The sequence below is a fragment of the Leptotrichia sp. OH3620_COT-345 genome (assembly GCF_003932895.1).
Taxonomy (GTDB): Bacteria; Fusobacteriota; Fusobacteriia; order Fusobacteriales; family Leptotrichiaceae; genus Pseudoleptotrichia.
Genome location: NZ_RQYW01000002.1, coordinates 212,532 through 238,946, shown reverse-complemented (window position 1 = coordinate 238,946; position 26,415 = coordinate 212,532). Strand labels below are relative to the sequence as shown.

Genomic DNA, 26,415 nt, shown 5'->3' with positions numbered 1-26,415 from the left:
TATTTATTAATTTAATTTTTGATATTTTAGTGAATTATATCTTATTTTTTACAAAATTTCAATGAAAATTCTTATAGTTATATTATTTCCTTTAAATTAGATATTTGTCCTGAGTCATTTGCTATGACTTTACTTGACAATAATAAAAAATGACAGAATTTAAATTATTTAACAAATTTCATTTAATAATTTTCAAAACCGTCATTATATTATTTTACTTTTTCTGATAACTGTACTTTTTTATCTTTTCTTATTTGATGTCCTCATAAATTTTTGTTACAGTTCCGTTTTTGACACTGAATGCACCTTTTGTAAGTAAAGGAATATGAGGTGATTATCGATTTGTCAAATTTTACCCTACATCAAACACTTCCATTATTACAGTTAGATTTTTCAGTATTCGATAAATTTTTGCCTGTTAATATCACTGAAATCAGTAATAATATCATTTTCATGCAATTCCTTATTTTTTTAATTTTGTTATTTGTATGTATCATTATAATTTATAACAATTATATTTTTCTTTTTTTAATATTTATTTTCCGCTAATACTTTTTAGATATTTTAAAATCCGGTCTTTATCCGCTTCCATAATTATAAAATTTTCTTCGATTTCATTTTCTTCATTATTTTTTTCAAAAATATAATTTTTTTGTACTTCTTTCATTTTTATCTTCTCTTTAAGTTTTTTTATTATTTCTTCATCAACATTTCCTACAAAGGAAAATCTGAAAAAATTTCTTTCTTCTTCTATTATTTGAATATGATTAATTTCTGCAAATATTTTAAATTTTACACTTATGATAAACTTTTTCATTTCAACCGGAATTTTTCCGAAACGATCTCTTATTTCCGATACAAGCCTATCGAGTTCTTCAAAATTTTCAGCTAATGCGAACCTTTTATATACATTAAGTCTTTCTTCTTTTTGAATATAGTTTTCAGGAATAAATCCTTTCTCTTTTAAAATTATTTCAACATTTTGAATTTTTTTCCTATACTCCCCTTTTTGCCTTTTAATTTCCTCATTAAGCATTTTTATGTAAAGATCATAGCCGAATGTCTCTATAGTTCCATGTTGTTTTTCTCCTAAAATTTCTCCTGCTCCCCTTATTTTAAGATCTTCCATTGAAATCTGGAATCCTCCTGATTTTATACCTTCCACTTTATGTATACTTTCTTCTTTTTTCTTTCCTTTTTTTGTAGCTGTACGGGTTTTAAGGAGGTAACAGTATCCCTGTCTGTTACTTCTTCCTACTCGACCTCTTAACTGATACACTTGAGAAAGTCCCAAAGCACTGAAATTTTCTATTAAAATAGTATTCGCATTAGGTATATCTATTCCATTTTCAATAATTGTAGAAGCAAGAAGTATGTCAAATTCTCCTCGCTCAAATCTTCTTATTTTATCTTTAATTTCTTTTGGTGTAAGTTGTCCATGAATAAATTCAGTTTTTACAAAATCAGGTAATATTTTTCTTAATTCTTCTATTTTATATTTCATATGTTTTACATCATTATAAATATAGAAAACTTGACCGTCTCTTGAAAGTTCCTTTAATATCGCTGTTTTCACGGTATCTTCATTCCAATCTATAACTTCGGTAATAATAGGAAGTCTGTTTGTAGGAGGTGTATCTATTACTGATATTTCTCTTATTCCAAGTAATGCAAGATTAAGAGTTCTCGGTATGGGAGTGGCAGTAAGAGTAAGAACATCGACTTTCTGACGTTTTTTCTTTATTGTTTCCTTAGCCTTTACTCCGAATTTCTGTTCTTCATCTATTATTAGAAGTCCCAAATTTTTAAACTCTACATCATCACTTAACAGTCTATGTGTTCCGATAACCATATCGGTAACTCCGTTTTTAATATTTTTGAGTATTTCTTTCACTCTGCTTTGAGTTAATCTCGATAAATTTTCTATTATCACCGGATAGTTTTCATATCTTTGCTTAAATCGTTTATAATGCTGTTCGGCTAAAACGGTAGTAGGTGCTATAAGTGCAACTTGCCTTGAATTTTCCAAAGCCTTAAAAGCCGCTCTCATTGCTACTTCAGTCTTTCCGTATCCTACATCTCCACAGACTATCCTGTCCATAATGTAAGGTCCTTCCATATCATCTTTTACATCTTTTATAGCTTTTTTTTGATCTTCTGTTTCTTCAAAAGGAAACTGAGCTTCGAATTCTTCTTGCCAGACTGTATCTTTTCCGTATACAAAACCGTTCTGACTCTGTCTTTGTGCCTGAATTTTTATCAATTCCGCCGCAAATTTTTCTATATCTTCGCTCAATTTATCTCTTTTCTTTTTAAAGCCTCTTGTTCCCAATTTAAAAAGTTTCGGTTCTTCACCATATGAAATATATTTTTCAAGTCTGTCGAGCTTTTCCACAGGAATATATAAAATGTCTTCATCGGCATATTTTATTTTCAGATAATCCCTATTCTCCATTGTTTCAATGCCTTTATATATTCCTACACCGTATTGTATATGTATAACATAATCGTCTACCAATATCTGATTTACTTTTTTATATTTTATAGCTTTATTGCTTTTTCTCTTTTTTTCATAAATATATCCGTCAAGTTCCCTATCAGTGAGTATAATCGTTTCTCCTGCTATAAATCCTTCAAATAACTCATATTCGATTATGTCTATACAGTTTTTCTTTTTATTTTCATTTATAACACTGTACTCCTGTAATTTCCTTTCATAATTTTTAGTATATATCTGTACATTTTTCTTTTCAGAAAGTTTTTTCAGTTCCTCCTTATCTTTAAATGTTTTAAGCTGTTCCTCAGTAAAATTTGTTGTTTCCGTTATTATACTTTTTTTCTTAAGATTTTCATATCTTTTTCTATATATTTCCTCTTTGTTCCTGTCAATTAAAATATATTCTTCCATTTTATAATTAAGAAGTTCTTCATTTTCCATTACTATTATAACATCGTCTTTTTTCAATTCTTCTATAAGTTCTACAAATTCGTAATTATTTCCTGACAAAATATTTCCGAATATTTTTATTTTTTCTTTCTTTACTGAAGATATTTGAGAATCAATGTCAAATTCTCTTATACTTTCAAGTTCATTATCAAAAAATTCCAATCTTACGGGACTTTCACAATCAGGAGGAAAAATATCTATAATATCTCCTCTTTTACTGAATTCTCCTTTTTTTTCCACTAAATAAGACTGGGAATATCCGTTATCGGTTAAAAATCCGATAATATCTGAAAACTTATATTTATTTCCTATTTCAAAATTCATCATATTTACTTTTTCAAAAAATATATCCAATGTTATCTGTAAATTTAAAAACAGTATGAAATCCGACTGATTTTTCAATATATCAAGTAATTCTATATTTATTCCTGTCAAATCTTCTTTTTTACTCGAAATATTTTCAAACATTGATATTTTTTTCTGCTTGGGGTTAAGATTTTCAAGCATGTCATAATAATTTTCCAAATTTCTATTTGAAGTGGATATATATATTATCTTTTTTTCATTTGAACAAAACAAAATCCAAGGAACTGCTCCTCGGTAGATTTTGTTTTCAGATTTCAGAATATCTTTACTTATCGTATCCAAAAACTTTAAATTATTCATGTTAATTCTCAAATCTCTTTCTTTTTAAATTTTCCCGTATTTTAATAATAGGTTATTATTAATAATAACCTATTTTATCTCATTTGACAATATTAATTTTATTACAGTATAGAAAATATAAATGTATATAAGATAACTTACAAGAGCTGCATGATGTAACAATGTCAGAATGTATACTGTTCCCCCTATAATGAGTGTAAGTCCCGATCCTTTGATAAAACGGTTTTTCAAAACTGAATTTTTTCCGAAAACTTTCGGTCTGAAAATATAGTTTATAGACTGAGTAAAAGCGTTTAATACAAGTATGGAATACGACAGTGTTTCAAAACGTATACCCTGATACCAACATATAATAACAGCTACTCCCGTCATTATTCCATAATATATTTTACCTGCCGAGTTTGAGGGACTTGACGGCATATCTGTAGCCATAAATATTCCTGCAAGCATAAGTCCTCCCATAGATAGACTTACTTCGATTTCTAAAATGAACATTAAATAATATCCGAAAAATACTGTAAGGAAAAGAGAAACAGGAATATGCCATGATATTCTATCCCTTAGAAGCAGATATACTCCTCCTATAACAAGGAAAAATACTGAAAATTCTCCTATAGCTCCTGAAGGATTCAGTAATGTCTTATCAAGATAGTTAAATAAAGGAATATCTCCTAAATGAGAAAAAAATTTTACTCCCGAAACTCTCAGCTCCTCCTGATTGAACCATATGGCTCCTGAAGACATGACAGTCGGAAAAAAAACTGTCATAAATTCTCTTCCCACTAATGCGGGATTGAACATATTTCTACCTAGTCCGCTATATACCAATTTACCAAATATTACAGCTGCTGACGCTCCGAAAGCCACTACATATAAAGGAGTAAAAGGAGCAAGAGTCAGCCCGAGAAGTATACCTGTTACAACTCCGGAAATATCTTTTATTGAATCATGCTTTTTAAAAAATAAAGCTGAAAACAGATATTCAGATAAAAGTGCACTTATTACAGATGTTATTATAACAAAAACAGGCTTTATACCGTAGACCATATATGCTGCAATTATAGCGGGCAGCAATGCTAAAACGACATCTGTCATTACTTTTGTCACACTGTCACTTATTCTTATGTGAGGTGTATATATTTTAAGCACTTTTTCCATTATCTTATTTCTCCTTTCTCTCTTAATACGTTTTTCCCTTCTTTTATACTTTTTATTAAAGGTACCCTTGAAGGACAGGAATATTCACATGCTCCACACTCTATACAAACATCCAGATTTAATTTTACTAATTTTTTATATTTTTCTTTTCTGTACATTTCTTCAAATTTCATAGGCATAAGTCCCATCGGACACACATCTACACAATATCCACATGATATACAGTTATTTCTTTCAATTTTATCAATGTCCGAAGACAGAAACAATACCCCTGATGTTCCTTTGACAACGGGAGTTTCCATATTTTTCGTTTCTTCTCCCATCATCGGACCTCCAAAAATTATTTTCGCTTCTTTCTCAGGATTCATTTTTTCTACAATGTGACTTAACGGTGTTCCTATTTTAAGTAAATAGTTTCCCTTTTTTTCGGTTTTTTCTCCCGAAATTGTGACTATTCTTTCGATTAACGGTTTTCCTTCTATAAAAGCATCATATATAGACTTCACAGTTCCTACATTACTTACAACAACTCCCGAATTTATAGGAAGATCTCCTTTTCCTATTTCTTTCCCTGTAACGGTTTTTATCAAATGCAGTTCACTTCCCTGAGGATATTCTGTAGGTAATATCTGAATTCTGACATTTTCCATATTTTTATTTTTAATTACTTCCAAAAGTCTTTGAGAAAGTTCTTTATTTTCCTCTTCAATTCCTATAACTATTTCCTTAGGAGAAATAAGTCTTTCGACTATTTTTATTCCATTAAAAAGCTCTTCCGTCCACTCTCTCATAACTGTATAATCTGCCGTCAAATAAGGTTCACACTCAGCACCATTTAAAATAAAGGTTTCCACTACTTTATCCTTTATATCGTACTTCACATGAGTAGGGAATTGTGCTCCTCCCTCTCCTACTATTCCTGCATCTTTTATTGTCAAAAGGATTTCCTCTTTTGTATAATCATTCAATTTTTCCATTTTCCTTTTTTGCCCAAGTTCCATATTATACTTAAAATCATTTTTTATTTTTACAACTTTGACAACATTTCCGTTTGCAGTATAACTTTCTGTAATTTCTTCCACAGTTCCAGACACGGGAGAGTGGATTGCCGCCGAGATATTTCCCGTTATTTCACCTATTTTCTGATATTGATTTATATAATCACCTTTTTTTACTTTTTCCGATGAACCCTGTCCTATATGCTGGGACAAAGGAACATAAAAAAACTCGGGATCTTCCATTTTTGAAAGACCTGTTTTTTTAGTTATATATTTTATAGAATGTATTCTCATTTTTTCATTTCCTGTATTTTTCATTTAGACCTCTTTTTTATCATTTCATAAATTTTTCAAAAATCCACATAATTTAAAAAATCTTCGGAATAGTGAATTTTTCCTTCATTATCTACTAAATATCCTTCTATTTTCATTTTTTCCGACAATTGTTTCATTATTTTATAAAAATTTTCAGGAGACTGATTAAATAGACCTGTGGAAATTATATCTCCGTCAAAAGCTTTTTCAGTTATAATTCCTATTTGCTTGTTTTTCCCCGGATATCCCGTTTTGGGACTGATTATATGACCGTATTTTTCTCCGTTTATTTCAATATATGTGTTCATTTGGTTTGATGTGGAATATGCCTCATTTGAAATCTCTATATCAAATAAATCATTATATTCATCATTACCTTCATAATCACTATCTGTTATTTTTATAGGATACCCTTTTTGATCTTTTTCAATTTTTTTATGAGGAGTCGGATTTTCAACTATAATTCCCAAATTTCGGTTTTCATTATCATTTATTGTAAGTATACTGCTTCCGCCTGCATTTATAACTGCATCAGTTATCCCTTTTTCTTTCATTTTTTCTGAAAGTCTGTCTATTGCATATGATTTTATAAAAGAGCCGGTTATTATTTCCTGACCGGCACCTATTTTTACTTCATTATTTATTTTATTTATATACATTTCTTTGTAATTAACAATTTTTTTTATTTCTTCTATTTTTTCCTTATCAGGAATAGAAATCATATTTTTCTTATAAAATCCCCAAAGTTTTATGAGGGGCATTATTGTAATATCATATTCTCCTTCCAACATATCTGAAAAATATAATATTTTTTCCAACATTTCTATAGTTTCATCATTTACTTTGACAAATTTTCCGGCATTTTTATTTATTTTGTCTATAAAAGAATTTTCAGAGTAAGAATTATAAGTTTTATTTACATCCTCCAAAACCGAAAACAATTCATCAAAAAGACTTTCTTCATATTTATCAGGTATTTTTATTTTTATATTTGAATGAAAAAGAAATCTTGTCTGCACTTTATAGAGTTTGCTCATTTAAAATTTCTCCCTTATTTACTTGAAGTTGATCTTTCCTTTTCTTTTCCTTCAGTTTTAATTTTTCCTGATGACTTCGTGTTGTTTTGTTTAGAACCGTTTTTTTTAAGTGTTTCACCTTTATCTTTTACTTTTACGGGACATTTCACCATGTTATTATTTTTGTCTTTACACAATTCGTCATCCTTCTTAACACTGCTTCCAAAAGAAATTGAAGAAACTGCCGTTAAAAATAATAATACTTTTTTTAAATTTTTCATTTTAAATTACCTCCATAGATTTATATAATTTTTATTACTTACTTGAAGTTGCCCTTTCTTTTTCTTTTGTTTCTGTAGTTGTTTCTTTTACTTCAACTGTATCTTTATTCTTTTTAACTGTTTTTACTTTTGTATCCGCTTTTTTTTCAGTTTTCGATTCAGTTTTTTCTTCTATTTGTTTTACTTCTTTTTCTTCTGTAGCTGTATTTGCCTGTTTTTCAGTTTTTTTAAAGTTGGTCGCTCCAAAGGCCACTAATGAAACGGCCCCAAGAAATAAGAATATTTTCTTTAAGTTTTTCATTTTTTATCCTCCAAATAATTTTCATATTTAAATCATAATTTTTGATTATAATATATCCCATTTTTAAATTTGTATGATAAAATATATCATCTTTTTTTTGAAATTAATTAGAATATTGTGTTAATTTTCGTATATTATCAATTTTTAAAACTTTTACTGTATAACGATTTATAAATCCCGTTTTTTTCAATTAACTCTTTATGAGTTCCCATTTCTTTTATTTCTCCTTGCTGTACTACTACTATTTTATCACTGTTAATTATTGTAGACAATCTATGTGCTATAACAAAAGTTGTTTTTCCTTCCATTAATTTTTCAAGGGCATCCTGAACAAGCTGTTCAGATTCATTGTCAAGAGCGCTTGTAGCTTCATCCAGAATCAGTATTTGAGGATTTTCAAGTATTGCCCTTGCTATGGATATCCTCTGTTTTTGTCCGCCGGACAATTTTATTCCTCTTTCTCCGATTTCCGTTTCGTATCCATTTTCAAACTTTTCTATAAATTCATGGGCATTAGCTTTTTTTGCCGCTTCTATTACTTCCTCAAAAGTCGCATTTTGATTTCCGTATCTTATATTTTCAAAAATTGTTCCTCCAAATAAAAATGTCTCCTGTGGAACTATTCCTATTTTTTTTCTTAAACTTTTTATTTGATAATCTTTCAAATTTATACCGTCTATTTCTATTAATCCACCGGTAACATCAAAAAATCTGGGTATCAAGTTTACTAACGTGGATTTTCCTCCTCCCGAATTTCCCACAAGAGCTACAGTTTCGCCTTTTAAAGCTTTTAAGTTTATATTTTTAAGTATTTGTTCGTCACTATCTTTATAATGGAAATTTACATTTTCAAAAGTTATTTTATCTTTAAATTGTTGAAACTCAATACAGTTTTCTTTATCCGTAATTTCAGGGACTTCATCTAAAACTCCAAAAATTCTTCCTATGGAAGCTATATGAGAATTTATTTCATTATATCTGCTGATTGCTCTTTTTACGGGTGTATACATTGATCCTATTGATCCCACTATCGTAATAAAATCTCCCGGTGTAAAATTTGAATTTCTTATAACTCTATACCCTCCAAATAGAAGAAGTACTGCAACCATAATAAAGTTTACAGCTTCTGAAATTGCACTTGATTTTGAAGAATATCCGGCACTTTTAAGGACTACTCTCTTCAATTCAAAGCTTTTTTTCTTAAAATCTTTTATTTCGCTTTTTTCAGTTGCAAAGGCCCTTATAACTCTTATTCCCGATAAACTTTCCTGAACTTTGGAGTTTAATGTGCCTGTGGCCTCTTGTCTTGCTTTTCCTGCTATCTTCAGTTTTTTGGAATATTTCTTTACACTAACCATTAAAATAGGGGCAATCAAAAGAACCCCCAGTGTTAATTTCCAGTCTTTATAAAAAGCAAATATTAATAATATCGTCGCTTTAAAAACCTCTGAAAAAAGATGAAAAAATTCTAATATAATAAGATTTATGTTACTCGTATCTATTAAAATTTTGGTCATCAACTCACCGACTTTTGTTCTTGAAAAATATTCCATATCAAGGGTCTGAACTTTTATATACATTTCATCAATTATATTTTTATAAATAGAAGATGATATAATAGCCGAAACTATTCCATTCCAGTAAACCAACAATGCTCCTACAAGAGCAAGAGCTATCATTCCTGCTGCTGCATAAAGTATATCTTTTTCATTTTTTTGTGTAATCCCCTGATCAAAAAGTCTTTTTACAAGAAGTAACGGTGATGCCGAAATTGCAGAGGACACCATTGAAAGCAACATATTCAGTATAATCAGGACATAATACTTTTTTATATATTTTTTCAGTTTTTTTATCATTTCTATATTTTCAAATTTAGTATTCAGTATTTTCATTTTTACCCTTTCTTAAAATTAAAAACTGCATTTCAATTAATCTGTCATATTTATTTTAAATTAAAATTTTTCTTTCATTTTTTTTAAAAATAAGTCATAATCTCTTATTTTATCACCATTTATACGTAATATTTTTTTATAATTTATCTTCTGACCGTTTTTTCCCCCTGATGTCATAATAAAACCCTTTACTCCCAATTTTTCTAAATCTGCAACATTCCCTCCATATTTATGTCCCCATGGATATGCGAGATATTCAACTTTTTTTCTTAAATTTTTTTCTATCTGTCTTTTATTTTCTTTTATTTCAAATTCTGTATTTTCACTAAACTCTTTATTTGTAACTTTTTTAAAAAATTTACTTTTATGAGATTTAAACAATCTGTTTAAAAACTTTTTTCTTTGACTTAAAGACATATTTTTAAATTTTTCCGCATCCGTTATTTCCCGATATTTTTCAATAAAATCTTTTTGTAATTCTAATCCCCTCATTGCAATTCGACTTCTTATTTTAAACACAGGTAATCCCTCAAAATCAAAATCTCTGAAATCTTTTATTTTCTCTTTTTCCATCTCTGAAAAGCCTTTTTTAAAAATTGAAAAGTATTCCCTTTTTACAAAATTATTTTCATTTTTTCCAAAAAAACCTTTTATTTCAGTTTTTCTAATGATTGGATAATGAGAATGAGTATGCATCTGAAAGTCTACAAGACCACTATTGTACATCTCTTTTATTTGTTCCCAGTTTAAGTAATCTTTGTCTTTTCCTATATACTTTGTATTTAGAAATATTGTCGCCTTTAAATTATATTTTTTTAAAACAGGAAATGCTTCGGTATAATTATTTTCATATCCGTCATCAAAAGTTAAAAGTATACTGTTTTTATCAAGAGTATAATTTATTTTTTCCAACTCTTCCATCTTGTATGTTTTCATATTTTTTACATAATCCATATGCTTTTCAAACTGTTCTCTTGATATTATTCCTTCAGATTCTTCGGGAAAAACATTATGATACATAAGACATATACAAGATTTTCTTTTTCTGAAAAAATAATATACAATTATTATTAATATAAAAAGTAAAAATAAAAAATACATTTTTTCTCCTTTTTGGAATATTTCATTTTTCATTTTTTAATTAAAACCGAGTTAAAATATATATTATTTTATTAATTCTATATTTTCATAACGGTTATACAAATTCAATATAATGTCCTCTTATTTTATTTTTCCGAACAGTTTCAGTATCGTATATCTTATTTTCTTTATCATTCTGTCTATTTTAAAATCCAGAATACTATTTTTCCCTCTTTTACTGAAATGAACGTGTCTTTTATCTCCGGTATGTTCGATATATTTTTCTTTAAAGTATATCGTTCTGTACCCCTTTTTTTTATAAAATTCAGACAATGCCATTTCATAAAGCTCATCTTTTAATTTTTCGTGAGCTCCAAATAAGTCGTTGTCCTTTTTTCTCTTCAGACTGGGATTATAAGTAAAAATTTCTTCTTTTACTTCATAATAAGATGTACCGTTTTGGGAAATATAATCTTTTTCCTTGAAAAAGTTTTCTTTAAAATCTTCTTTTCCTCTAAGTCCTATAAGAAGCAGCTTAGGATCTTCTTCAAGAAGAGAAATTGATTTTTCTATAAATCCTTCTTTTAAAAATATCCAGTCATCTTCACAGTGAAAAATATATTCGGTATTTACTTCCTTATATGCTTTATCTATTGATTTTAACTGACCTTCCCTTACTTGGTTTATTATTAAATGAAATTTTGGTCCGCATTTTTCATTTTCATATCTTGAAATCAATCTCTTCAGTTTTTTCCCTTCGGTACTATCCTCGGTTATTATTATTTTTTTTATTGGGTAAGTATTTTTTTCAAAAAAACTGTTCAATGTTTTTTCAAGTAAATCAAATCTTCCACAACTTGTTATTACCAGAGTAACATCCTTCATAACTTTTAATCCTTTCTTAGTAACTTTTAATTACTAAAAATATTATTAAGTTTTATTTTATCCTGCCAAATAATTTTAATATCATATATCTTATTTTTTTTATCATTCTGTCTATTTTAAAATCGAAAACACTGTTTCTTCCTCTTTTACTGAAATGTACATGTCTTTTGTAGCCTATATGATTTACATAGCGTTCTTCAAAAGAAACCATTCGATATCCTTTATCCTTATAAAATTTACAAAGCTCATCTTCCCATAATTTCCCCGCCAATTTTTCATGGTTTCCAAATAAATCACACACATCTTTTCTTCTAAGACCAGGATTATATGTAAATACATGATCTTTTATTTCAAAAAATTTCTCTCCACTTGGCGAAAAATAAGGTTCATCCAGAAGAGGTATCTGCGTACAGTCTTCCCTCGGTCTAAGCCCTACAATAGCAATTTTAGGATTGTCTTCTATTACTTCCATGGATTTTTCTACAAATCCTTCTCTTAAAAATTCCCAGTCATCTTCACAATGAAACACATATTCGGTATCTACTTCCTTGTAAGCTTTGTCTATACATTTAAGCTGACCTTCTCTTTTTTCATTCACTATTAGATGAAAGTTCCGATTTCTATATTTGGAAATCAATTTTCTCAATTTATTGCCTTCAGTACTATCTTCCGTTATTATTACTTTTTTTATGGGATAAGTATTATATTTAAAAAAACTGTCCAATGTTTTTTCAAGTAAATCAAATCTTCCACAGCTTGTTATAACTAAACTAACTTCTTTCATGACTATCCAGTCCTTTCTCTGCCGTTTTTTTCCCCTCTTTAATTACTTTTTCCAAGAATTTATCATTTTCTTTTAAATTACTTCTGTCATTCTCTTTATGGTATATATGATAACTGAGAGCTTTAAATTTCAGCTTTTTCTTATTTTTTCCCATATTAAAAAGTCTTACGGCTATTTCGCTGTCTTCTCTTCCCCAACCTTGAATTTTTTCTTCAAAACCGTTTACTTTTACCAAATCTTCTTTAAAAAATGACATATTACACCCTCTTATTCCTGAAAGCTTCTTATCCTTTTTTGAAAATATTAATGAAAGTAAATTATTTCGTATTATATTCGCTTTATTTTTAAAGCCGTTCTGAAACAGCACTGATGGAAATTGTGGTAAATTACCTTTCAGTATTTCTTTTGATTTTTCCTGAGAAATTATTACCCTTGAACCTTGAATAAAACTTTCTTTTTCTTTATTTTCAATATGATCCTGGATAAAATGTCTTTCAAGGAATAAATCTCCATCTATTATTATTATATATTCTCCCGTTGCTTTATTTATAGCTTTATTTCTTGACATTGATAATCTGAATCCGTCATCTTCCTGCCATGAATGTATAATTTCTATATTCGGATTACTAGTTTTTATTTTTTCGATTAACTCTTTCGTTTCTTTTCCGGAACCGTCATCAGCTATTATTATTTCCTTCGGTATAACCGTTTGTTTTAAAACGCTGTTTATACAGACTTCCAAAGCCTCAGGCCAATTATATGTAGTTATAATAAGGGATATATTTCTTCCCAGATTTTTAAAATACTTCTCTCTTAACTTTGTATATTTTGTCATTGTATATATTGAGCTGTACTTTGCAAGTAAATATCCTTCATAGCCATCTAAAAAACCTAACTGTAATATATACATTCTTATAAATCTGAATAACATTTTAAAATATATTTTTAAAATTCCCGCTTTTTTTTCTTCTTTTGTGTATTGTGTAGCACTCTGTGTCGTGTATCTGTTTAATTTTTCAAGAAACTGCTCAATGGTATCATATGTATAATGTACTATAATTTCATTGATTTTTTCTACTTTACTTCCTTTTTCAATTTCATATTTTTCATGAACTTCCCTGCTGTCTATTTTAACTTTTCCCGTTTTCCAGAGCCTTATTACATAATCATCCCAGCCTCCGTACTTTATTTCTTTTCCAAAACATATATTACGTAATTTTATCTTATATACATCCGCTTCCGTCTTACTATTTTTTTGAATTACTTCACTGATTTTTTCTTTTAATGCAGGAGATATAACTTCATCTGCATCTATTAGTAGAATCCATTCTCCTTTACATTTTTCCAACACTGAGTTCTTTTGAGATCCATAGCCTTTCCACTTTTCCACAAAAACTTTTGCTCCTTTAGCTTTAGCTATTTCAACGGTTCTGTCACTACTTTCACTATCCACTATTATTATCTCATCTGCAATTTCTTTTATGGAATCGAGCGTCTTACCTATTCTGTTTTCTTCATTAAAAGTAATTATTCCTACTGACAGTTTCATCAGATTTCCCCTTAATTTAAATTTATTTTGTTTTTATTTCTGAAATTATCTCTAAATATTTGAAAATATATTCCTATTTTTTTTATATACTTTTTTATCCCTCTTAAATGTTTTGTTTTTAAAAAGAGAAAAGGTCTGCTTCCTTTCCATGAATGATACCACCAATGTATTGCATAAGTTTTCTCAGTGAGCATTTCTTTCTTAAATATTTCACCGGGAAGAAAAGGATAAAAACTTTCTTTCGGATACACATATATTCCATTCTCCTGATCCCTTACTTCATCTTTTGATAAATTACACAAAAATTTATTTTTAAGTATATATTTTGTAATTTGAGGCATTGTAAATAAAGGGCTTTTCCATATTTCGTCTTCATAGAAGTCTATTAATTCTTCTAAAAATCTACTTTCTGCCGAAACTCCGAAAAGACCCATACCTATTCCGTCATCACTTTCAAATCCTGCAAAAAAATCCATATCTTCAATTTCTATTATTTCTGAAAAATTCTTTACAATTTCCATATCAATATCAAGATATATTCCCCCTCTTTTATATAAATAATGTGCTCTCATATAATCTGCAACATATGCCCATAACTCCTTTTCATAACATTCTTTGAAAAATCTGTTTTTTTTCAAATGATACTCCATATCAAAATTATTTTCATTAATCTCTATTATTTCATATTCGGGTAGTTTCTCCTGCCATGACTTAAAGCATTTATGGAAAATTTCTGGTTTAGGTTTATTTCCTACCCATACATAGTAAAGTTTCTTTGGCAATTTATCCATTATACTTTCCTCTCTATCATTTTCTTCCTTTTCTATATTTTTTTAAATTTTCCTTTATTGAAAAAATCATATCTTTCGTATAGTAAATTATATAAAGTTCTATATTTTCATAACTTTTTTCTTTTATCCTAAATAAATATTTCTTGCAATCTTTTTTGAATTCCTTGTAAATTTTTTCAAAAATGTCTTTTCTTCCACATTGAATGGATTTTTTCATAGAACTTTTATAATATCTTTTTATCATATAAAATATTATTTTTTTCATTTCATAGTCTTCTTCATTCTTATATTTTTCAAGAAGTTCTTTGGCATTTCTGAAAATATCTTCAGCATGTCTTATATTTAAAACGGACATTATACTTCCTTCCCTCGCCCTGTAATAGCCGAATATTTCATCAACTATTTTCAACTTTTTCCCATATCGGAATATATCTATGGAGAATACTTCATCTTCATTTGATCTTCTTCCTTCAGGGAAGAGTATACCGTTATCCGTTATAAGTTTTCTCCTATACAAATATATAGGCAACCTTACATTCCAGAACTTATCATTTATAGACCTTATCATATATTCTTTTCCCGATATTACTTTTCCTTTTAATTCCCGGGGTATTCTTTCATCAAGACTTCCTGTTTTTGTAAATTCACTGTAAGCTCTCTCTTTTCCTACTACAATATCTATTTCCTGATTATTTTCATATTCTTTTTCAATATCTTTAACTACTTTTTCAAAAGATTCGCTTTCTATCCAGTCATCACTATCTAAAAAATATATATAGTCTCCTCCAGATGCCTTTATTCCTTCATTTCTGGCAGCACTTGCTCCTTGATTCTCCTGTAATATTACTCTTATTTCTTTATATTCCTTTTCGTATTTTTCCAATATACATAAAGATTTATCGGTTGAACCGTCATTTATCACTATTATTTCCTTTTCTATTCCTTTTAATGCTAATACACTTTTAATGCACTGTTCTATATATTTTTCAGTATTGTACACAGGTATAATAATACTTAATTTCATTTTGGAAACTCCTTTTTGAAATTTACTGTTTAAATTTTTTCTTTATACTTTTTTTTAATCTGATAATTAGTTTTCTTATTTTATCTTCTCTGTAAACAGAGCTAAACTTAGTATAATTTTCTTTAAATCTCAAACATTCTTTTTTATATTTATGTTCAGTATGTTTTATTATAATTTTGTATAATCTGTGAATTTCTGCTTCTAATACCTTTTTTATTTTTTCATCTTTTTCACTTAACATTAAATTATAAATTTCATTTATATTTTTCTCCATATCTTCATAGTTTTTTGAAGATTTTGTGGACATTATGCTTTTCTCCCTTTGTAAGTAATTGTAGTAATAAATTCCGTAAAACTTCACCTTTGAAGCTTTTATAAGACTTTCAACTGTAAATATCTCATCTTCATGCATTCTTCCTTTTTTAAAAAATATATTATTTTCTATAAGAAATTCCCTTTTAAATAAGTCATCCCATACTTCAGGTCCATGCATGTCATTTTCATACATTATACGGAGATATTCTTTTCCCGTCCTTATTTTTCCTCTTTTATAGTTTCTTATTTCTGTGACACATTGAAAGTTTTCATTTCCTGTTTCTCTTTTTTCCAAAATTTTTTTATATCTTCCTATTCCTATATCCACATCATCTTTTATAACTTCACTAACAAACCTACTATAAGCTTCTGTATCGACAAAATCATCACTGTCTATAAAAGAAATATATTTCCCCACGGCTGCTTTTAATCCGGTATTCCTTGCCTCACTTAATCCTCTGTTTATCTGCGATATAATTTTTATATTTTCTTCTTTATGATTTTCTTTAAATTTTTGAGCTATTTGAAGGGAACTGTCCTGTGTCCCGTCATTTACTATTATTATTTCATTGGAAATTTCCATTCCACATAAAGAACTTAAACATTTTTCCAGATATTTTTCAACATTATATACAGGTATGACAATACTTAATTCTAAAGTCGACATTTTGTAAACTTCCTTTTTTCTTTTTCATATTTTTCTGTTTCCTTTTTTGATATTATATCATAAAAATAAATTATTCCAAAAATATCTGTTCTATGATAAAATTAAATAATCATTTTTATAAAGAAAGGAAGAAATATGAAAAAATTAAATAATTTCGGATATATTCTGTCAGTTTTATTTCCTATGACTTTATTTCTATCCTACAAAGGAGAGCAGACTCTCGGTTATATTATTTCGGCTCTTTTTTTAATAACAATGTTTTCTGAAAAAAACAGAAATTCTTTAAAAGCATTGACTGATAATAAATTATCTTTGGGAGTATCAATTTTTGTAATTGTTCCGTTTGTAATATCTCTTTTTAGCGGAGGGCTGTTTTCAAGAGTAGATACTGTACATTATTTTTATTGGTTAATATTTTTTCCTTTAGTTTATTTCATAGATAATGAAAAAAAATTATGGTATTTTTTAATTTCTTTTCTTGTCGGAGGAATAATATCTTTAATCATAACCCTTATTATTTTTATAAAAAACTATAATGAATGGGCAAATCCTTCCGGATTTGAATATCCGAGAGTTTATTTTGCTATCCAGACACAAGACTTTGCAAATATTATGTGTATTCTGTTTTTATTTTTACTTTCATTTATATTTTTTTATAAAAATAAGGATAGAAGAAAAAATTTTATAATAAAAAGTTTTTTAATATGCATTTCTTTACTGAATTTATTTATTATTATAGTCAACAGATCAAAGATGGTTTATATTTGCCTTATTCCCACTGTTGTTTATATTTTATACAAAAAAAATAAAAGGTATATTTTAGGATTTTTCTTTTTATGTCTCGGAGGATATTTTCTTTTGCCTCAATCTATAAGTCAAAGACTTCAATATATAATAAAATACAGACAAGATCCTTCCAGTAATTTACGTATCCTGTTCTGGGAAGCGGCAATTGCATCTTCCAAAAAAAGTCCTTTTTTCGGAATGAGTACAGAAAAAAGAATAAAATTTAACATAAATCATTTTAAATCAGAAGGTGTTATCGATTATATAGCTAAAAATTACGGTTTGGATGAAGTAGGAATTACAAATACCCATAGTATGTATTTGCATTATCTTGCTAATTATGGAATGGGAATATTGTCTCTTATTTATTTCTTATTTTGGATAGTTCCAAGTCGTCTTTTTAAATTTAATTATTATAAAATACAGGACATTTCCCTAAGTCATTACACTGCACTTGAAATAGGATTAAAAGCTTCTTATTTTGCTTATTTAATTCAGGGAATAACAGAATTTAATCTCAATAAAAAGCCTATGATTTTTGTTTTTGTAATTATTCTGGTTGTTATTAACTTTATATCTAAAGATTTTTCAGATAAAAAATAAATTAAATAAAATATAAATATTACTTTTTAAAAATCTCGGATAAATGAGTAGTTTTACTTATTTTCCGAGAATCTTTTATTTTATTATATCTCTCAATCTTTCAATTATTCCTATTTTCGATGTTACATCATATTTTCTGAAAAGGAAAAACCATCTGTCTTTCCCTAAATAATGAAGTTTTATAAACTTTTTGTATTTAAAAAGACACATCATATATATTCCCTGATCGTCATCAATTATATCAGACTTTAAAAGTTCATTCTGTTCTTTTCTTAAAAGTTTGTAGAAATTTTTCCAATTTTCCTTTCCGCTTACAGCGGCACCTCCAATTATAAATACTTTATTATTAAATATAACATCATATACATCTTCTATTTTTTCCAATGAAAATTTTTTCCTTAATGTAAAAAAATGAACTTTATCAGTTTCAAACGGATATTCCCACTTTTTTATATTTCCGAGAGTTTCTTCATTTCTTACATAACCAAAATCTATCCAAGATACAATTTTACTGTTTACTAAATTTTTCCGTATAGCATAATTTACAAAAAATATTTTTAAATTAGTCACAACAGTATATTCCGGAGACCAGTATTCTATGTTTTTAATCATATCTTTATTTATTCCGCTTTTAAATTTTTGACTTTCCTGAATACTTTTTACAAGTTTTATCTGTTTTCTAAATTTTTTATAAAAATCAAGAACAACTACTTTTGTCGGTTTTCCTTTTCTTATTTCTAAAACTTTTTCTTTATATTCTTTAGAAGTAAAAATTATCATTTCATTGTCAAGTTTTGCCAAATTGAAAAAATATTCAAAGTAGGTTTCAGTTGTCCTTTTTAGATAATCAGGATAATTATCACCTATTTCTCCTCTTCCTATATTGAAAAATGCTGTCACTATACTTATCGAGGTCCCCTTTTCCATTATTTATCTCCTTTTTTTGAACTTTTTTATAATTCAAATTTTTTTCTGAAATAATCATAAAAAGTTCCCGTTTTACAATTTTTTTCCGAAACGGATTTATATGTCAGTTTATGGATATTTATTTTATCAGTAATTTTTACAAGCTTTTCATCAGAAAATGTTTCAAACCAGTTTCTGAAAAGTTCATGAGGCAAAGTATCGGATACTATTTTACATTTATATTTCTTCAAATATCTTTCTGTCAATTCATTATACAATATTTGAAAAAAGAAATAGTGAGGTATCCTTTCTTCTTCTTTCCAAAAAACAATCATTAAATCAAATAATGTCCGTATTACAGTATTATTTTTCTCTGAAAAAATAACACTGCTCAAAACTTTGACTTTTTCCTTTTTATTCCATGAAAAATAACTGTTGTTAAATTTTTCCCAGTCTTTTTTATTTTCCACATTATCTGAACGCTGAAACATAAAATATCCGTTTTTTTCATATTCGACGGAAATGAAATCTGTCAGTAATATAGTCGCATCCAGCCAGATTCCTCCATAAAGAGTCAACAGTCCGAGCCTTAAAATATCTGAAAAATGGGTATAATTCATTTTATTTTCTTTCAGCTTTTTCCATATAACTTCAGGAAAATCTATATATTCTCTTAAATTTTCATCATCCAGTCGGATAACTGTATAATTTCCCTTATACCTTTCAACAGATTTATAACATAATTTTACTATATCAGGAAGTTTTTCATATTCCCAACCCTGTCCCCATAATTGCCATATTATTTTTTCATTTTTCAAATTCTTTTTCTGTATAATCAAGTTAGATTCAAGGTTGTTTTCAAAATATTCCTTTATTATATTTGTCCATGCGCCTGCAACTTGTTCCTGCTGGAAAAAATCCACTTCTTTCTGTATTTTCTCATATAAAACTTTAGGTATAAGCTCCTTATAAATATATTTCCAAGGCTTACTGTTCAATTTATGATTGATTTTAAACAGTAGCGAATCGGAAAATTCCGTATTTTTTCTATTCATATTTTCAAATCCTGCAATCCAATAAATTTATTATTCCAATCTTTCCATTATTTCCTCATAAACCCTTTCTACAGTTATTTCGGGTATTCCTTTAAAATAATCTTTGGAATATGAGTAAGTTCCTTTATATTCAGTTAATATATTATTTTCAAAAAATGTATTATCTTCTATCACATTGCTTTTTTCTGTCCATGGAAAAAAGCCCAATGATTTTTTCCCGGGTCCAAAAATCCCTATTATAAAAGGCTTTTCAAATGCGCTTCCTATATGTACCGGAGCACTGTCATTACTTACTATAATATCCGATAAGGAGAGTAAAGCTGAAAATTCAAGTAAACTTAACTCTCCCCTCAAGTCAACTATATTTTCAAAATTTTCAAGTTTTAAAGGTAATTTTTTTTCAGTTTTTCCTCCTGTTGTTACTACAAGATTTTTTTTGTTTTCAGCAATTTTTTTTATTAATTCACCATATTTTTCTAATGGCCATATTTTTTCAGGACGTTGACTTCCGGGAGCTACTGTTATTAATTTATCGTATTTTTTACTGTCCAATATATTTCTTATTTTTAAATAATCCTTTTCTGACGGATATATTTTTAAAGGAACTTTCTCTCCCTCATAATCCAACAATGTAAGCAGTCTTTCCACTTCATGTTTACTCATATCATAATGTTTTTTTTCTGTCAGTAAAAATGAACCTGTCGCTACATCAAATCCTATAATCTTTTTTATTCCTGCAAATCTTGCCAGTGCTATGGATCTTATAAATCTATGAGGAATTATCGCCATATCATATTTATTTTCTTTTATGATTTTCAATATTTTTAAAAATCCTTTTATTCCTTTATCTTCCCCTTTTTTATCGTATGTCAATATATTTCTTAAATTAGGATTATTATTTATAATACTTTTATTTGCCGGTAATGTAAGGTAATCTATTTCTGAATTCGGATAAATGTCTTTTGTTTTCTGAATCAAAGGAGTAGATAACACTATATCTCCTATAAATGCCGTATGAATTATTAATATTTTCATTTTTATTCCTTTATTATTTAATTTCAAGTTATATTATCTTGTTTTTTCCGATTTTATAAAATTTTCTTTTATTTTTTTATTTGTTTCTCGCCTTTTTTTGTCAAAAACCCAGCCCCATTTATTAAAATATTTTATCGCCGATTTTATATGAATTTTTGTCATTTTCGGACTCTTGTATGATTCTTTTGCATGATTATGAACTATTTCTGCATAAGGATAATATACAGTTTCACTTATTTCATTCATTCTTCTGCTTAAATCATAATCTTCAAGATACATAAAAAACCTTTCGTCAAATCCTTTCAAACTAACTAATTTTTCAGTCCTGAAAAACATAAAACATCCTGACAAAATAGGTACTTCCATTATTTTATCATAACCGCTCCATTTCATTTCATAATCATAGTCCATTTTTTCTTTTATCTTTTTTAACGGAAAAAATCTTCTGAATATTAAATTTAAAGGAGTCGGTATAAGTTTGCACAAATACTGTATTTCTCCATTAGGATACTTCACTTTAGGCATAATCTGGCCGATTTTCGGGTGTTCTTCCATATATTTAAAAAGTTTTTCCAATGTTCCTATTTCAAAATAAATATCCGGATTTAATATTAAATGATATTTTGACATTTCATTTCCGAATTTTTCAATTACACTGTTATGTCCCGCTCCGTACCCTCTATTACTGTTATTGAATATATACTCTATTTTATCATTTATATTTTTTATATTATATTCTTCTTCTATTTCTTGAATAAGTTCTTTTATCTCATTTTTTATTTTTTCAGAAGGAGAATTGTCTGAAATCCAAAGCTTTATATTCAAATCAGTATTTAAAAATGAACCGATAACTTTTTTCAGATCTTCCCTTTCAGTATTGTAAGTTACAATACTACCTGTCATATCGTACATACTTTCTCCTATTTATTATTTTTTATTATTATAACATATATAACATAAATTTTCTTTCCAAAATATAAAAATATTTTTCATAATTGACAAAAGTAAAAATCATATTATAATAAGTTTGAAGAGTTTATTAATTCAATTTATTCCATTAAATCAAGTATCATTTCTTTAAATCATAATTATGTACATTAATTTATAATCTTTATTTAGGAGGTTTTTCAATATGGAAAAGAAAAAAGGATTTAAAATACCTTCATCTTATACGGTATTGTATATCCTTATAGTATCAGTAACTATTTTAACATGGCTTATTCCTGCAGGTGAATATGAAAAAAATAAAGCAGGACAACTTATTGCGGGAACGTACAAAATGGTAGAATCAAATCCTCAAGGATTTTATGACATTCTCATGGCTCCGGTAACGGGTATGCTAGGTAATGATAAAACATCCGGAGCAATGGGTGTTGCCTTATTTATTCTTGTTGTTGGAGGATTTTTAGGCGTAGTAACCGAAACAAAAGCTCTGGATGTAAGTATCGCTTCTGTCATCAAAAATAACAAAGGAAAAGAAAAAAATCTGATTCCGTTACTCATGATTCTTTTTGCCATAGGTGGAACTACATATGGAATGGCTGAAGAAACTATAGCATTTTATCCTCTTCTCATTCCCATAATGATAGGAGTAGGATTTGATACTATTACTGCCGTTGCAGTTATACTCATAGGATCCCAGATAGGATGTCTTGCTTCCACTGTCAATCCTTTTGCTACAGGAGTTGCCTCGGATACTGCCGGTATCAGTATAGGAGACGGTATTTTCTGGCGTCTTGTTTTCCTCGTTATAATGACTCTCATATCAATCATTTATGTTTACAGATATGCAAGCAGAATTGAAAAAAATCCTGAAAAATCTTATGTTTTTTCCCACTATAAAAGTGATGCTGAACATTTTAAACTCGACAATACTAAAAATACACCGACTAAAAAACAAAAATATGTACTATTTGTATTTTCAGCTACATTTTTTATAATGATACTTAGTTTAATTCCTTGGTCTGATTTCGGAATCACTATTTTTAACCAATTAAATAACTTTTTACTTAATCTTCCTATAATAGGAGGCTTTTTTAGACATTCTGCTCCTTTAGGAACATGGTATTTTCCTGAAATTACCATGCTATTTATTATAATGTCCATTTTGACGGCTTTTGTCTACGGTATGCCTGAAAAAGTGTTTATCGATTCATTTATAAAGGGATGCGGTGAATTTGTGAGTGTTGCTATGGTTGCAGGAGTTTCAAGAGGAATACAGGTGATTATGAATGACGGTTTAATTACCGCTACTGTTTTGAATTGGGGAGAGACCGGACTCAGAGGATTATCTTCTCAAGCTTTTATTGTATTAACATATTTATTTTATCTGCCTATGTCATTTTTAATTCCGGGAACTTCAAGTCTTGCAGGAGCAACAATGGGACTTTTAGGTCCTCTCGGAGAATTTGTAAATGTTCGTTCACATCTTGTCATTACAGCATTCCAAGCCGCATCAGGAGTTTTAAATCTTATTACACCTACATCAGGCGTTGTTATGGGAGCATTAGCAATAGGGCGCATTGATATTACTACATGGTGGAAATTTACAGCTAAACTTGTTGCAATAGTTATTGCTGTGAGTATTGTTATTTTAGTAACGGCTACTTTCTTTTAAAATATTTTGAAATATTACAAAGTATAATATCAAAAAACTGTATTTCTATGTAATGATACTTTAACTTATAATAAACTTTTAAATTTTATAAAAATATGTTAGTGTTATATTTGACTATAATTTACTCTATATTTTATCTGAAAATAAAAGAATTTTGCTATATATAAAAAGAATATAAGCGGTATTTTATAAATCTTTAGTAATTCCAATTAAAATAGAAATATACTTTATTTATAAATCCATATTCTTTTAAATATCTCATTTTAAGATAGTTAACTGTATAATTCGAAATTATATGACTTTAATATTTTTCAGTTTTTTATCTAATTTCAAAATCCAAAAAATCTTATAAAACTGAAAGTTTTTTAGTTGAAATTATATTATTGGATTTTATTACTTAAAAATCATATAAATAAGGTCTGTTTAAATAAAAGAAACCTTTTATAAACAGACCTTCTATTTTTATTTTAATTAAACTATTTCCCATTCTTTAGCAAACAGTTCAACATAGTTAGGAATCCAAGGTACCCTTCCAAATCTACTTTCCACATATAAATAAGGATGTGTATTACATAAAGTTCCGTCGAGATTTTGAACCTTTACTCTGACATCATTGTTCCATTTAGGTAATCTCATTGCTTTACCACCATCTTCTCTTATAACTGTAAATGCTTCTGAAAAAGTCATAAATACCAGCTCCTTTAAATTTTATTAATTAAATAATTTAAAAATTAATATATTTGAAAAATTGTGCTGCTATCAGTAGAAATGAAAATTTTCCTTTACATTATAATTATAATATGAAAAACTTAAAAAGCAAGATATAAATTACTATTCAAAATAATTTTTTTCAGGATTGAATTTCTGTTGTTTTTGATCTTTTTCAGAAATTGTAAGAGTTTCAGGATTTATTCCAAATTCTTCAAATTTCCAGTTTATTCTGAGAGTTTCATCATTCCATAAAATTCCGCTGTCATATTCAGGAGAATATAAATCAGTACATCTATACACAAATTCCGTATCGTCTTCAAGAGTCAGAAATCCATGAGCAAATCCTTCAGGTACATAAAACATCAGTTTATTTTCTTCAGAAAGTTCTACTCCATACCATTGCCCGTAGGTCTCACTTTTTTTTCTTAAATCTACTGCAACATCAAAAACACGCCCTTTTATAACTCTTACAAGCTTCCCCTGAGTATTCCTAGTTTGAAAATGAAGTCCTCTTAAAACTCCTTTTTTGGATTTTGAGTGGTTATCCTGAACAAATTTCATTGTAAGACCCAATTCTTCAAAAGACTTCTGATTGTACGTTTCCATAAAAAATCCTCTTGAATCTCCAAATACTTTTGTCTCTATTATTACCAAATCCTTTATAGGAGTATTTCTAACTGTAAAATTATTCATTTTTATTTACCTTTCTTTAATAGTCTTTCTTTTTCTAAAAAATCTTTTATGTATATACTGTTATTTTAAATAAGAAAAAATTTTATTAAAATATGTCATTTTAAAATTCTTTTTATCTGTTTTTATACATTTCATTATAATATTTTTGATAGTCTCCTGAAACAACTTCATTTACCCATTCCTGATTTTCAAGATACCATTTTACTGTTTTTCTTATTCCTGTTTCAAAATCGGTTTCAGGATACCAACCCAATTCTCTTGATATTTTTGAAGGATCTATGGCATATCTCATATCATGTCCCAACCTATCCTGCACATAAGAAATAAGATCATAATTTATATTATTTATATCTGTCTTCAATACTTCTTTATATTTGTTATTTCCTGAAAGTTCATCTTTTAATATGTCTATTATAAGTTTTACAATATTTATATTCTGTTCTTCATTAAATCCCCCTATATTATAAACTTCTCCTATTCTTCCTTTTCTAAGAACAATGTCTATTCCCTTACAATGATCCTCCACATAAAGCCAGTCTCTTACATTATCTCCTTTTCCATATACAGGAAGTTTTTTTCCTTCCAGTACATTTTTTATCATTAAAGGAATCAATTTTTCAGGAAAATGATAAGGACCGTAATTATTTGAACACCTTGTTATATTTATCGGCATTTTATATGTCTCTCCATATGCCATAACGATATGGTCAGCTCCCGCTTTGGAAGATGAATAAGGACTTCTCGGATCCAAAGAAGTTTTCTCTGTAAAAAATTTGTCTCCATAAGTTTTTAGATTTTTTCTATTTTTTACAACTTTTTTTACTTCCTCATCTTCTATTTTTAAATCAACTGCAATTTCATAGTCTTTTGAAAGGCTTCCATATACTTCATCAGTAGAAACTTGAAGATATTTCACTCCTTCCCTGTAAACAGGATAACCGTTTTTATCTTTTCCCATAGACCATGCTTCTTTTGCATTTTCAAGTAAATTTTGTGTTCCTAAAATATTTGTTTCAAGAAATACCTGAGGATTTTCAATAGATCTGTCCACATGAGATTCTGCAGCAAAATTTACAACATAATCTATGCTGTTTCCTGAGAATATTCTTTTTATTTCTTTCCTATCTCTTATATCGACTTTTTCAAATGTCACTCTTTTGTTTTTCAATTCTTCTCTTATTGTTCCTAAATTTCCTGCATAAGTCAATGCATCTACAACTATAACCTTGATGTCTTCATGTTTTTTTAAAATATACTTTAAATAATTTGCACCTATAAAACCGGCTGCTCCCGTTACTAAATATGTTTTCATATAAATTCTCCTTTAACTTTCTCTTGAA

The 26,415-nt window shown here is 28.0% G+C and carries 23 protein-coding genes; 2 read left to right on the top strand and 21 right to left on the bottom strand.

The window, feature by feature from the left end; genetic code table 11:
• Positions 1–535: 535 nt before the first annotated feature.
• The 14 genes from EII29_RS02295 to EII29_RS02230 all read right to left on the bottom strand — a co-directional run bounded on the left by EII29_RS02295 (position 536) and on the right by EII29_RS02230 (position 16,669).
• On the bottom strand, positions 536–3,613 hold the full coding sequence (locus EII29_RS02295) for a DEAD/DEAH box helicase (protein WP_125235923.1): 3,078 nt from the start codon (positions 3,611–3,613) through the stop codon (positions 536–538).
• 69 nt (positions 3,614–3,682) lie between these two features.
• A complete protein-coding gene (locus tag EII29_RS02290; protein WP_125235922.1) occupies positions 3,683–4,771 on the bottom strand; it encodes an RnfABCDGE type electron transport complex subunit D in 1,089 nt (362 codons plus the stop codon).
• On the bottom strand, positions 4,771–6,087 hold the full coding sequence (gene rsxC, locus EII29_RS02285; RefSeq protein ID WP_125235921.1) for an electron transport complex subunit RsxC: 1,317 nt from the start codon (positions 6,085–6,087) through the stop codon (positions 4,771–4,773). The genes EII29_RS02290 and rsxC overlap by 1 nt, the downstream gene beginning before the upstream one ends.
• A 32-nt stretch (positions 6,088–6,119) precedes the next feature.
• On the bottom strand, positions 6,120–7,121 hold the full coding sequence (locus tag EII29_RS02280) for an FAD:protein FMN transferase (RefSeq protein WP_125235920.1): 1,002 nt from the start codon (positions 7,119–7,121) through the stop codon (positions 6,120–6,122).
• Between the two features lie 14 nt (positions 7,122–7,135).
• Positions 7,136–7,381 carry a hypothetical protein gene (locus EII29_RS02275; protein ID WP_125235919.1) on the bottom strand — a complete coding sequence of 82 codons (246 nt, stop codon included), beginning with the start codon at positions 7,379–7,381 and terminating at the stop codon, positions 7,136–7,138.
• 34 nt (positions 7,382–7,415) lie between these two features.
• Positions 7,416–7,682, bottom strand: coding sequence for a hypothetical protein (locus EII29_RS02270; protein WP_125235918.1), 267 nt, complete (start codon positions 7,680–7,682; stop codon positions 7,416–7,418).
• Between the two features lie 137 nt (positions 7,683–7,819).
• Complete coding sequence (locus EII29_RS02265; RefSeq protein WP_125235917.1) at positions 7,820–9,574, bottom strand: ABC transporter ATP-binding protein; 1,755 nt, start codon at positions 9,572–9,574, stop codon at positions 7,820–7,822.
• Positions 9,575–9,634: 60 nt separating this feature from the next.
• A complete protein-coding gene (locus EII29_RS02260) occupies positions 9,635–10,594 on the bottom strand; it encodes a polysaccharide deacetylase family protein (RefSeq protein WP_233573226.1) in 960 nt (319 codons plus the stop codon).
• A gap of 201 nt (positions 10,595–10,795) precedes the next feature.
• Positions 10,796–11,539 (bottom strand): glycosyltransferase, encoded by a 744-nt coding sequence (locus EII29_RS02255; RefSeq protein ID WP_125235915.1) that lies wholly within the window; start codon positions 11,537–11,539, stop codon positions 10,796–10,798.
• Positions 11,540–11,591: 52 nt separating this feature from the next.
• On the bottom strand, positions 11,592–12,323 hold the full coding sequence (locus EII29_RS02250; protein WP_125235914.1) for a glycosyltransferase: 732 nt from the start codon (positions 12,321–12,323) through the stop codon (positions 11,592–11,594).
• A complete protein-coding gene (locus EII29_RS02245; RefSeq protein ID WP_125235913.1) occupies positions 12,310–13,872 on the bottom strand; it encodes a glycosyltransferase in 1,563 nt (520 codons plus the stop codon). The genes EII29_RS02250 and EII29_RS02245 overlap by 14 nt, the downstream gene beginning before the upstream one ends.
• Positions 13,873–13,883: 11 nt before the next feature.
• Positions 13,884–14,663 carry a glycosyltransferase gene (locus EII29_RS02240; protein ID WP_125235912.1) on the bottom strand — a complete coding sequence of 260 codons (780 nt, stop codon included), beginning with the start codon at positions 14,661–14,663 and terminating at the stop codon, positions 13,884–13,886.
• 16 nt (positions 14,664–14,679) lie between these two features.
• On the bottom strand, positions 14,680–15,687 hold the full coding sequence (locus tag EII29_RS02235) for a glycosyltransferase (protein ID WP_125235911.1): 1,008 nt from the start codon (positions 15,685–15,687) through the stop codon (positions 14,680–14,682).
• 22 nt (positions 15,688–15,709) lie between these two features.
• Positions 15,710–16,669 carry a glycosyltransferase gene (locus EII29_RS02230; protein WP_125235910.1) on the bottom strand — a complete coding sequence of 320 codons (960 nt, stop codon included), beginning with the start codon at positions 16,667–16,669 and terminating at the stop codon, positions 15,710–15,712.
• A 135-nt stretch (positions 16,670–16,804) separates the two neighbouring features.
• Here EII29_RS02230 and EII29_RS02225 point away from each other — a divergent pair, with 135 nt between their 5' ends.
• Positions 16,805–18,058: an O-antigen ligase gene (locus EII29_RS02225; protein ID WP_125235909.1), complete on the top strand. Its 1,254-nt coding sequence runs from the start codon at positions 16,805–16,807 to the stop codon at positions 18,056–18,058.
• A 75-nt stretch (positions 18,059–18,133) separates the two neighbouring features.
• On the opposite strand, the gene EII29_RS02220 is transcribed toward EII29_RS02225, so the two are convergent.
• From EII29_RS02220 to EII29_RS02205, 4 genes are read right to left on the bottom strand one after another with little or no spacing between them, the layout of a single operon-like run.
• The gene (locus tag EII29_RS02220; protein ID WP_125235908.1) at positions 18,134–18,985 is read right to left on the bottom strand and encodes a WlaTC/HtrL family glycosyltransferase; all 852 of its coding nucleotides are present in this window, start codon (positions 18,983–18,985) and stop codon (positions 18,134–18,136) included.
• A 26-nt stretch (positions 18,986–19,011) separates the two neighbouring features.
• The gene (locus EII29_RS02215; protein WP_125235907.1) at positions 19,012–20,019 is read right to left on the bottom strand and encodes a capsular polysaccharide synthesis protein; all 1,008 of its coding nucleotides are present in this window, start codon (positions 20,017–20,019) and stop codon (positions 19,012–19,014) included.
• Between the two features lie 30 nt (positions 20,020–20,049).
• Positions 20,050–21,054, bottom strand: a complete 1,005-nt coding sequence (locus EII29_RS02210) for a glycosyltransferase family 9 protein (RefSeq protein WP_125235906.1) — start codon at positions 21,052–21,054, stop codon at positions 20,050–20,052.
• 33 nt (positions 21,055–21,087) lie between these two features.
• Positions 21,088–21,966: a glycosyltransferase family 2 protein gene (locus tag EII29_RS02205; RefSeq protein ID WP_125235905.1), complete on the bottom strand. Its 879-nt coding sequence runs from the start codon at positions 21,964–21,966 to the stop codon at positions 21,088–21,090.
• Positions 21,967–22,186: 220 nt separating this feature from the next.
• Between EII29_RS02205 and EII29_RS02200 the strand changes: the two genes are divergently transcribed.
• The gene (locus tag EII29_RS02200; RefSeq protein WP_125235904.1) at positions 22,187–23,671 is read left to right on the top strand and encodes a YfcC family protein; all 1,485 of its coding nucleotides are present in this window, start codon (positions 22,187–22,189) and stop codon (positions 23,669–23,671) included.
• Positions 23,672–24,142: 471 nt separating this feature from the next.
• Here the strand turns inward: EII29_RS02200 and EII29_RS02195 are convergent, their stop codons facing one another.
• The 3 genes from EII29_RS02195 to EII29_RS02185 form a co-directional block, all read right to left on the bottom strand.
• A complete protein-coding gene (locus EII29_RS02195; RefSeq protein WP_125235903.1) occupies positions 24,143–24,358 on the bottom strand; it encodes a hypothetical protein in 216 nt (71 codons plus the stop codon).
• Positions 24,359–24,502: 144 nt separating this feature from the next.
• Positions 24,503–25,075 carry a dTDP-4-dehydrorhamnose 3,5-epimerase gene (gene rfbC, locus EII29_RS02190; protein ID WP_125235902.1) on the bottom strand — a complete coding sequence of 191 codons (573 nt, stop codon included), beginning with the start codon at positions 25,073–25,075 and terminating at the stop codon, positions 24,503–24,505.
• A gap of 112 nt (positions 25,076–25,187) precedes the next feature.
• Positions 25,188–26,387 carry a dTDP-glucose 4,6-dehydratase gene (locus EII29_RS02185; protein WP_125235901.1) on the bottom strand — a complete coding sequence of 400 codons (1,200 nt, stop codon included), beginning with the start codon at positions 26,385–26,387 and terminating at the stop codon, positions 25,188–25,190.
• Positions 26,388–26,415 lie beyond the last annotated feature (28 nt).

Coding starts and splice junctions, on each gene's coding strand:
- EII29_RS02240 (WP_125235912.1), bottom strand. CDS start 14,663: ATGGATAAATTGCCAAAGAAACTTTACTATGTATGGGTAGGAAATAAA.
- EII29_RS02225 (WP_125235909.1), top strand. CDS start 16,805: ATGAAAAAATTAAATAATTTCGGATATATTCTGTCAGTTTTATTTCCT.
- EII29_RS02260 (WP_233573226.1), bottom strand. CDS start 10,594: ATGTATCATAATGTTTTTCCCGAAGAATCTGAAGGAATAATATCAAGA.
- EII29_RS02255 (WP_125235915.1), bottom strand. CDS start 11,539: ATGAAGGATGTTACTCTGGTAATAACAAGTTGTGGAAGATTTGATTTA.
- EII29_RS02250 (WP_125235914.1), bottom strand. CDS start 12,323: ATGAAAGAAGTTAGTTTAGTTATAACAAGCTGTGGAAGATTTGATTTA.
- EII29_RS02185 (WP_125235901.1), bottom strand. CDS start 26,387: ATGAAAACATATTTAGTAACGGGAGCAGCCGGTTTTATAGGTGCAAAT.
- EII29_RS02205 (WP_125235905.1), bottom strand. CDS start 21,966: ATGTACGATATGACAGGTAGTATTGTAACTTACAATACTGAAAGGGAA.
- EII29_RS02195 (WP_125235903.1), bottom strand. CDS start 24,358: ATGACTTTTTCAGAAGCATTTACAGTTATAAGAGAAGATGGTGGTAAA.
- EII29_RS02290 (WP_125235922.1), bottom strand. CDS start 4,771: ATGGAAAAAGTGCTTAAAATATATACACCTCACATAAGAATAAGTGAC.
- EII29_RS02280 (WP_125235920.1), bottom strand. CDS start 7,121: ATGAGCAAACTCTATAAAGTGCAGACAAGATTTCTTTTTCATTCAAAT.
- EII29_RS02235 (WP_125235911.1), bottom strand. CDS start 15,687: ATGAAATTAAGTATTATTATACCTGTGTACAATACTGAAAAATATATA.
- EII29_RS02200 (WP_125235904.1), top strand. CDS start 22,187: ATGGAAAAGAAAAAAGGATTTAAAATACCTTCATCTTATACGGTATTG.
- EII29_RS02245 (WP_125235913.1), bottom strand. CDS start 13,872: ATGAAACTGTCAGTAGGAATAATTACTTTTAATGAAGAAAACAGAATA.
- EII29_RS02295 (WP_125235923.1), bottom strand. CDS start 3,613: ATGAATAATTTAAAGTTTTTGGATACGATAAGTAAAGATATTCTGAAA.
- rsxC (WP_125235921.1), bottom strand. CDS start 6,087: ATGAAAAATACAGGAAATGAAAAAATGAGAATACATTCTATAAAATAT.
- EII29_RS02220 (WP_125235908.1), bottom strand. CDS start 18,985: ATGGAAAAGGGGACCTCGATAAGTATAGTGACAGCATTTTTCAATATA.
- rfbC (WP_125235902.1), bottom strand. CDS start 25,075: ATGAATAATTTTACAGTTAGAAATACTCCTATAAAGGATTTGGTAATA.
- EII29_RS02275 (WP_125235919.1), bottom strand. CDS start 7,381: ATGAAAAATTTAAAAAAAGTATTATTATTTTTAACGGCAGTTTCTTCA.
- EII29_RS02270 (WP_125235918.1), bottom strand. CDS start 7,682: ATGAAAAACTTAAAGAAAATATTCTTATTTCTTGGGGCCGTTTCATTA.
- EII29_RS02210 (WP_125235906.1), bottom strand. CDS start 21,054: ATGAAAATATTAATAATTCATACGGCATTTATAGGAGATATAGTGTTA.
- EII29_RS02215 (WP_125235907.1), bottom strand. CDS start 20,019: ATGAATAGAAAAAATACGGAATTTTCCGATTCGCTACTGTTTAAAATC.
- EII29_RS02265 (WP_125235917.1), bottom strand. CDS start 9,574: ATGAAAATACTGAATACTAAATTTGAAAATATAGAAATGATAAAAAAA.
- EII29_RS02230 (WP_125235910.1), bottom strand. CDS start 16,669: ATGTCGACTTTAGAATTAAGTATTGTCATACCTGTATATAATGTTGAA.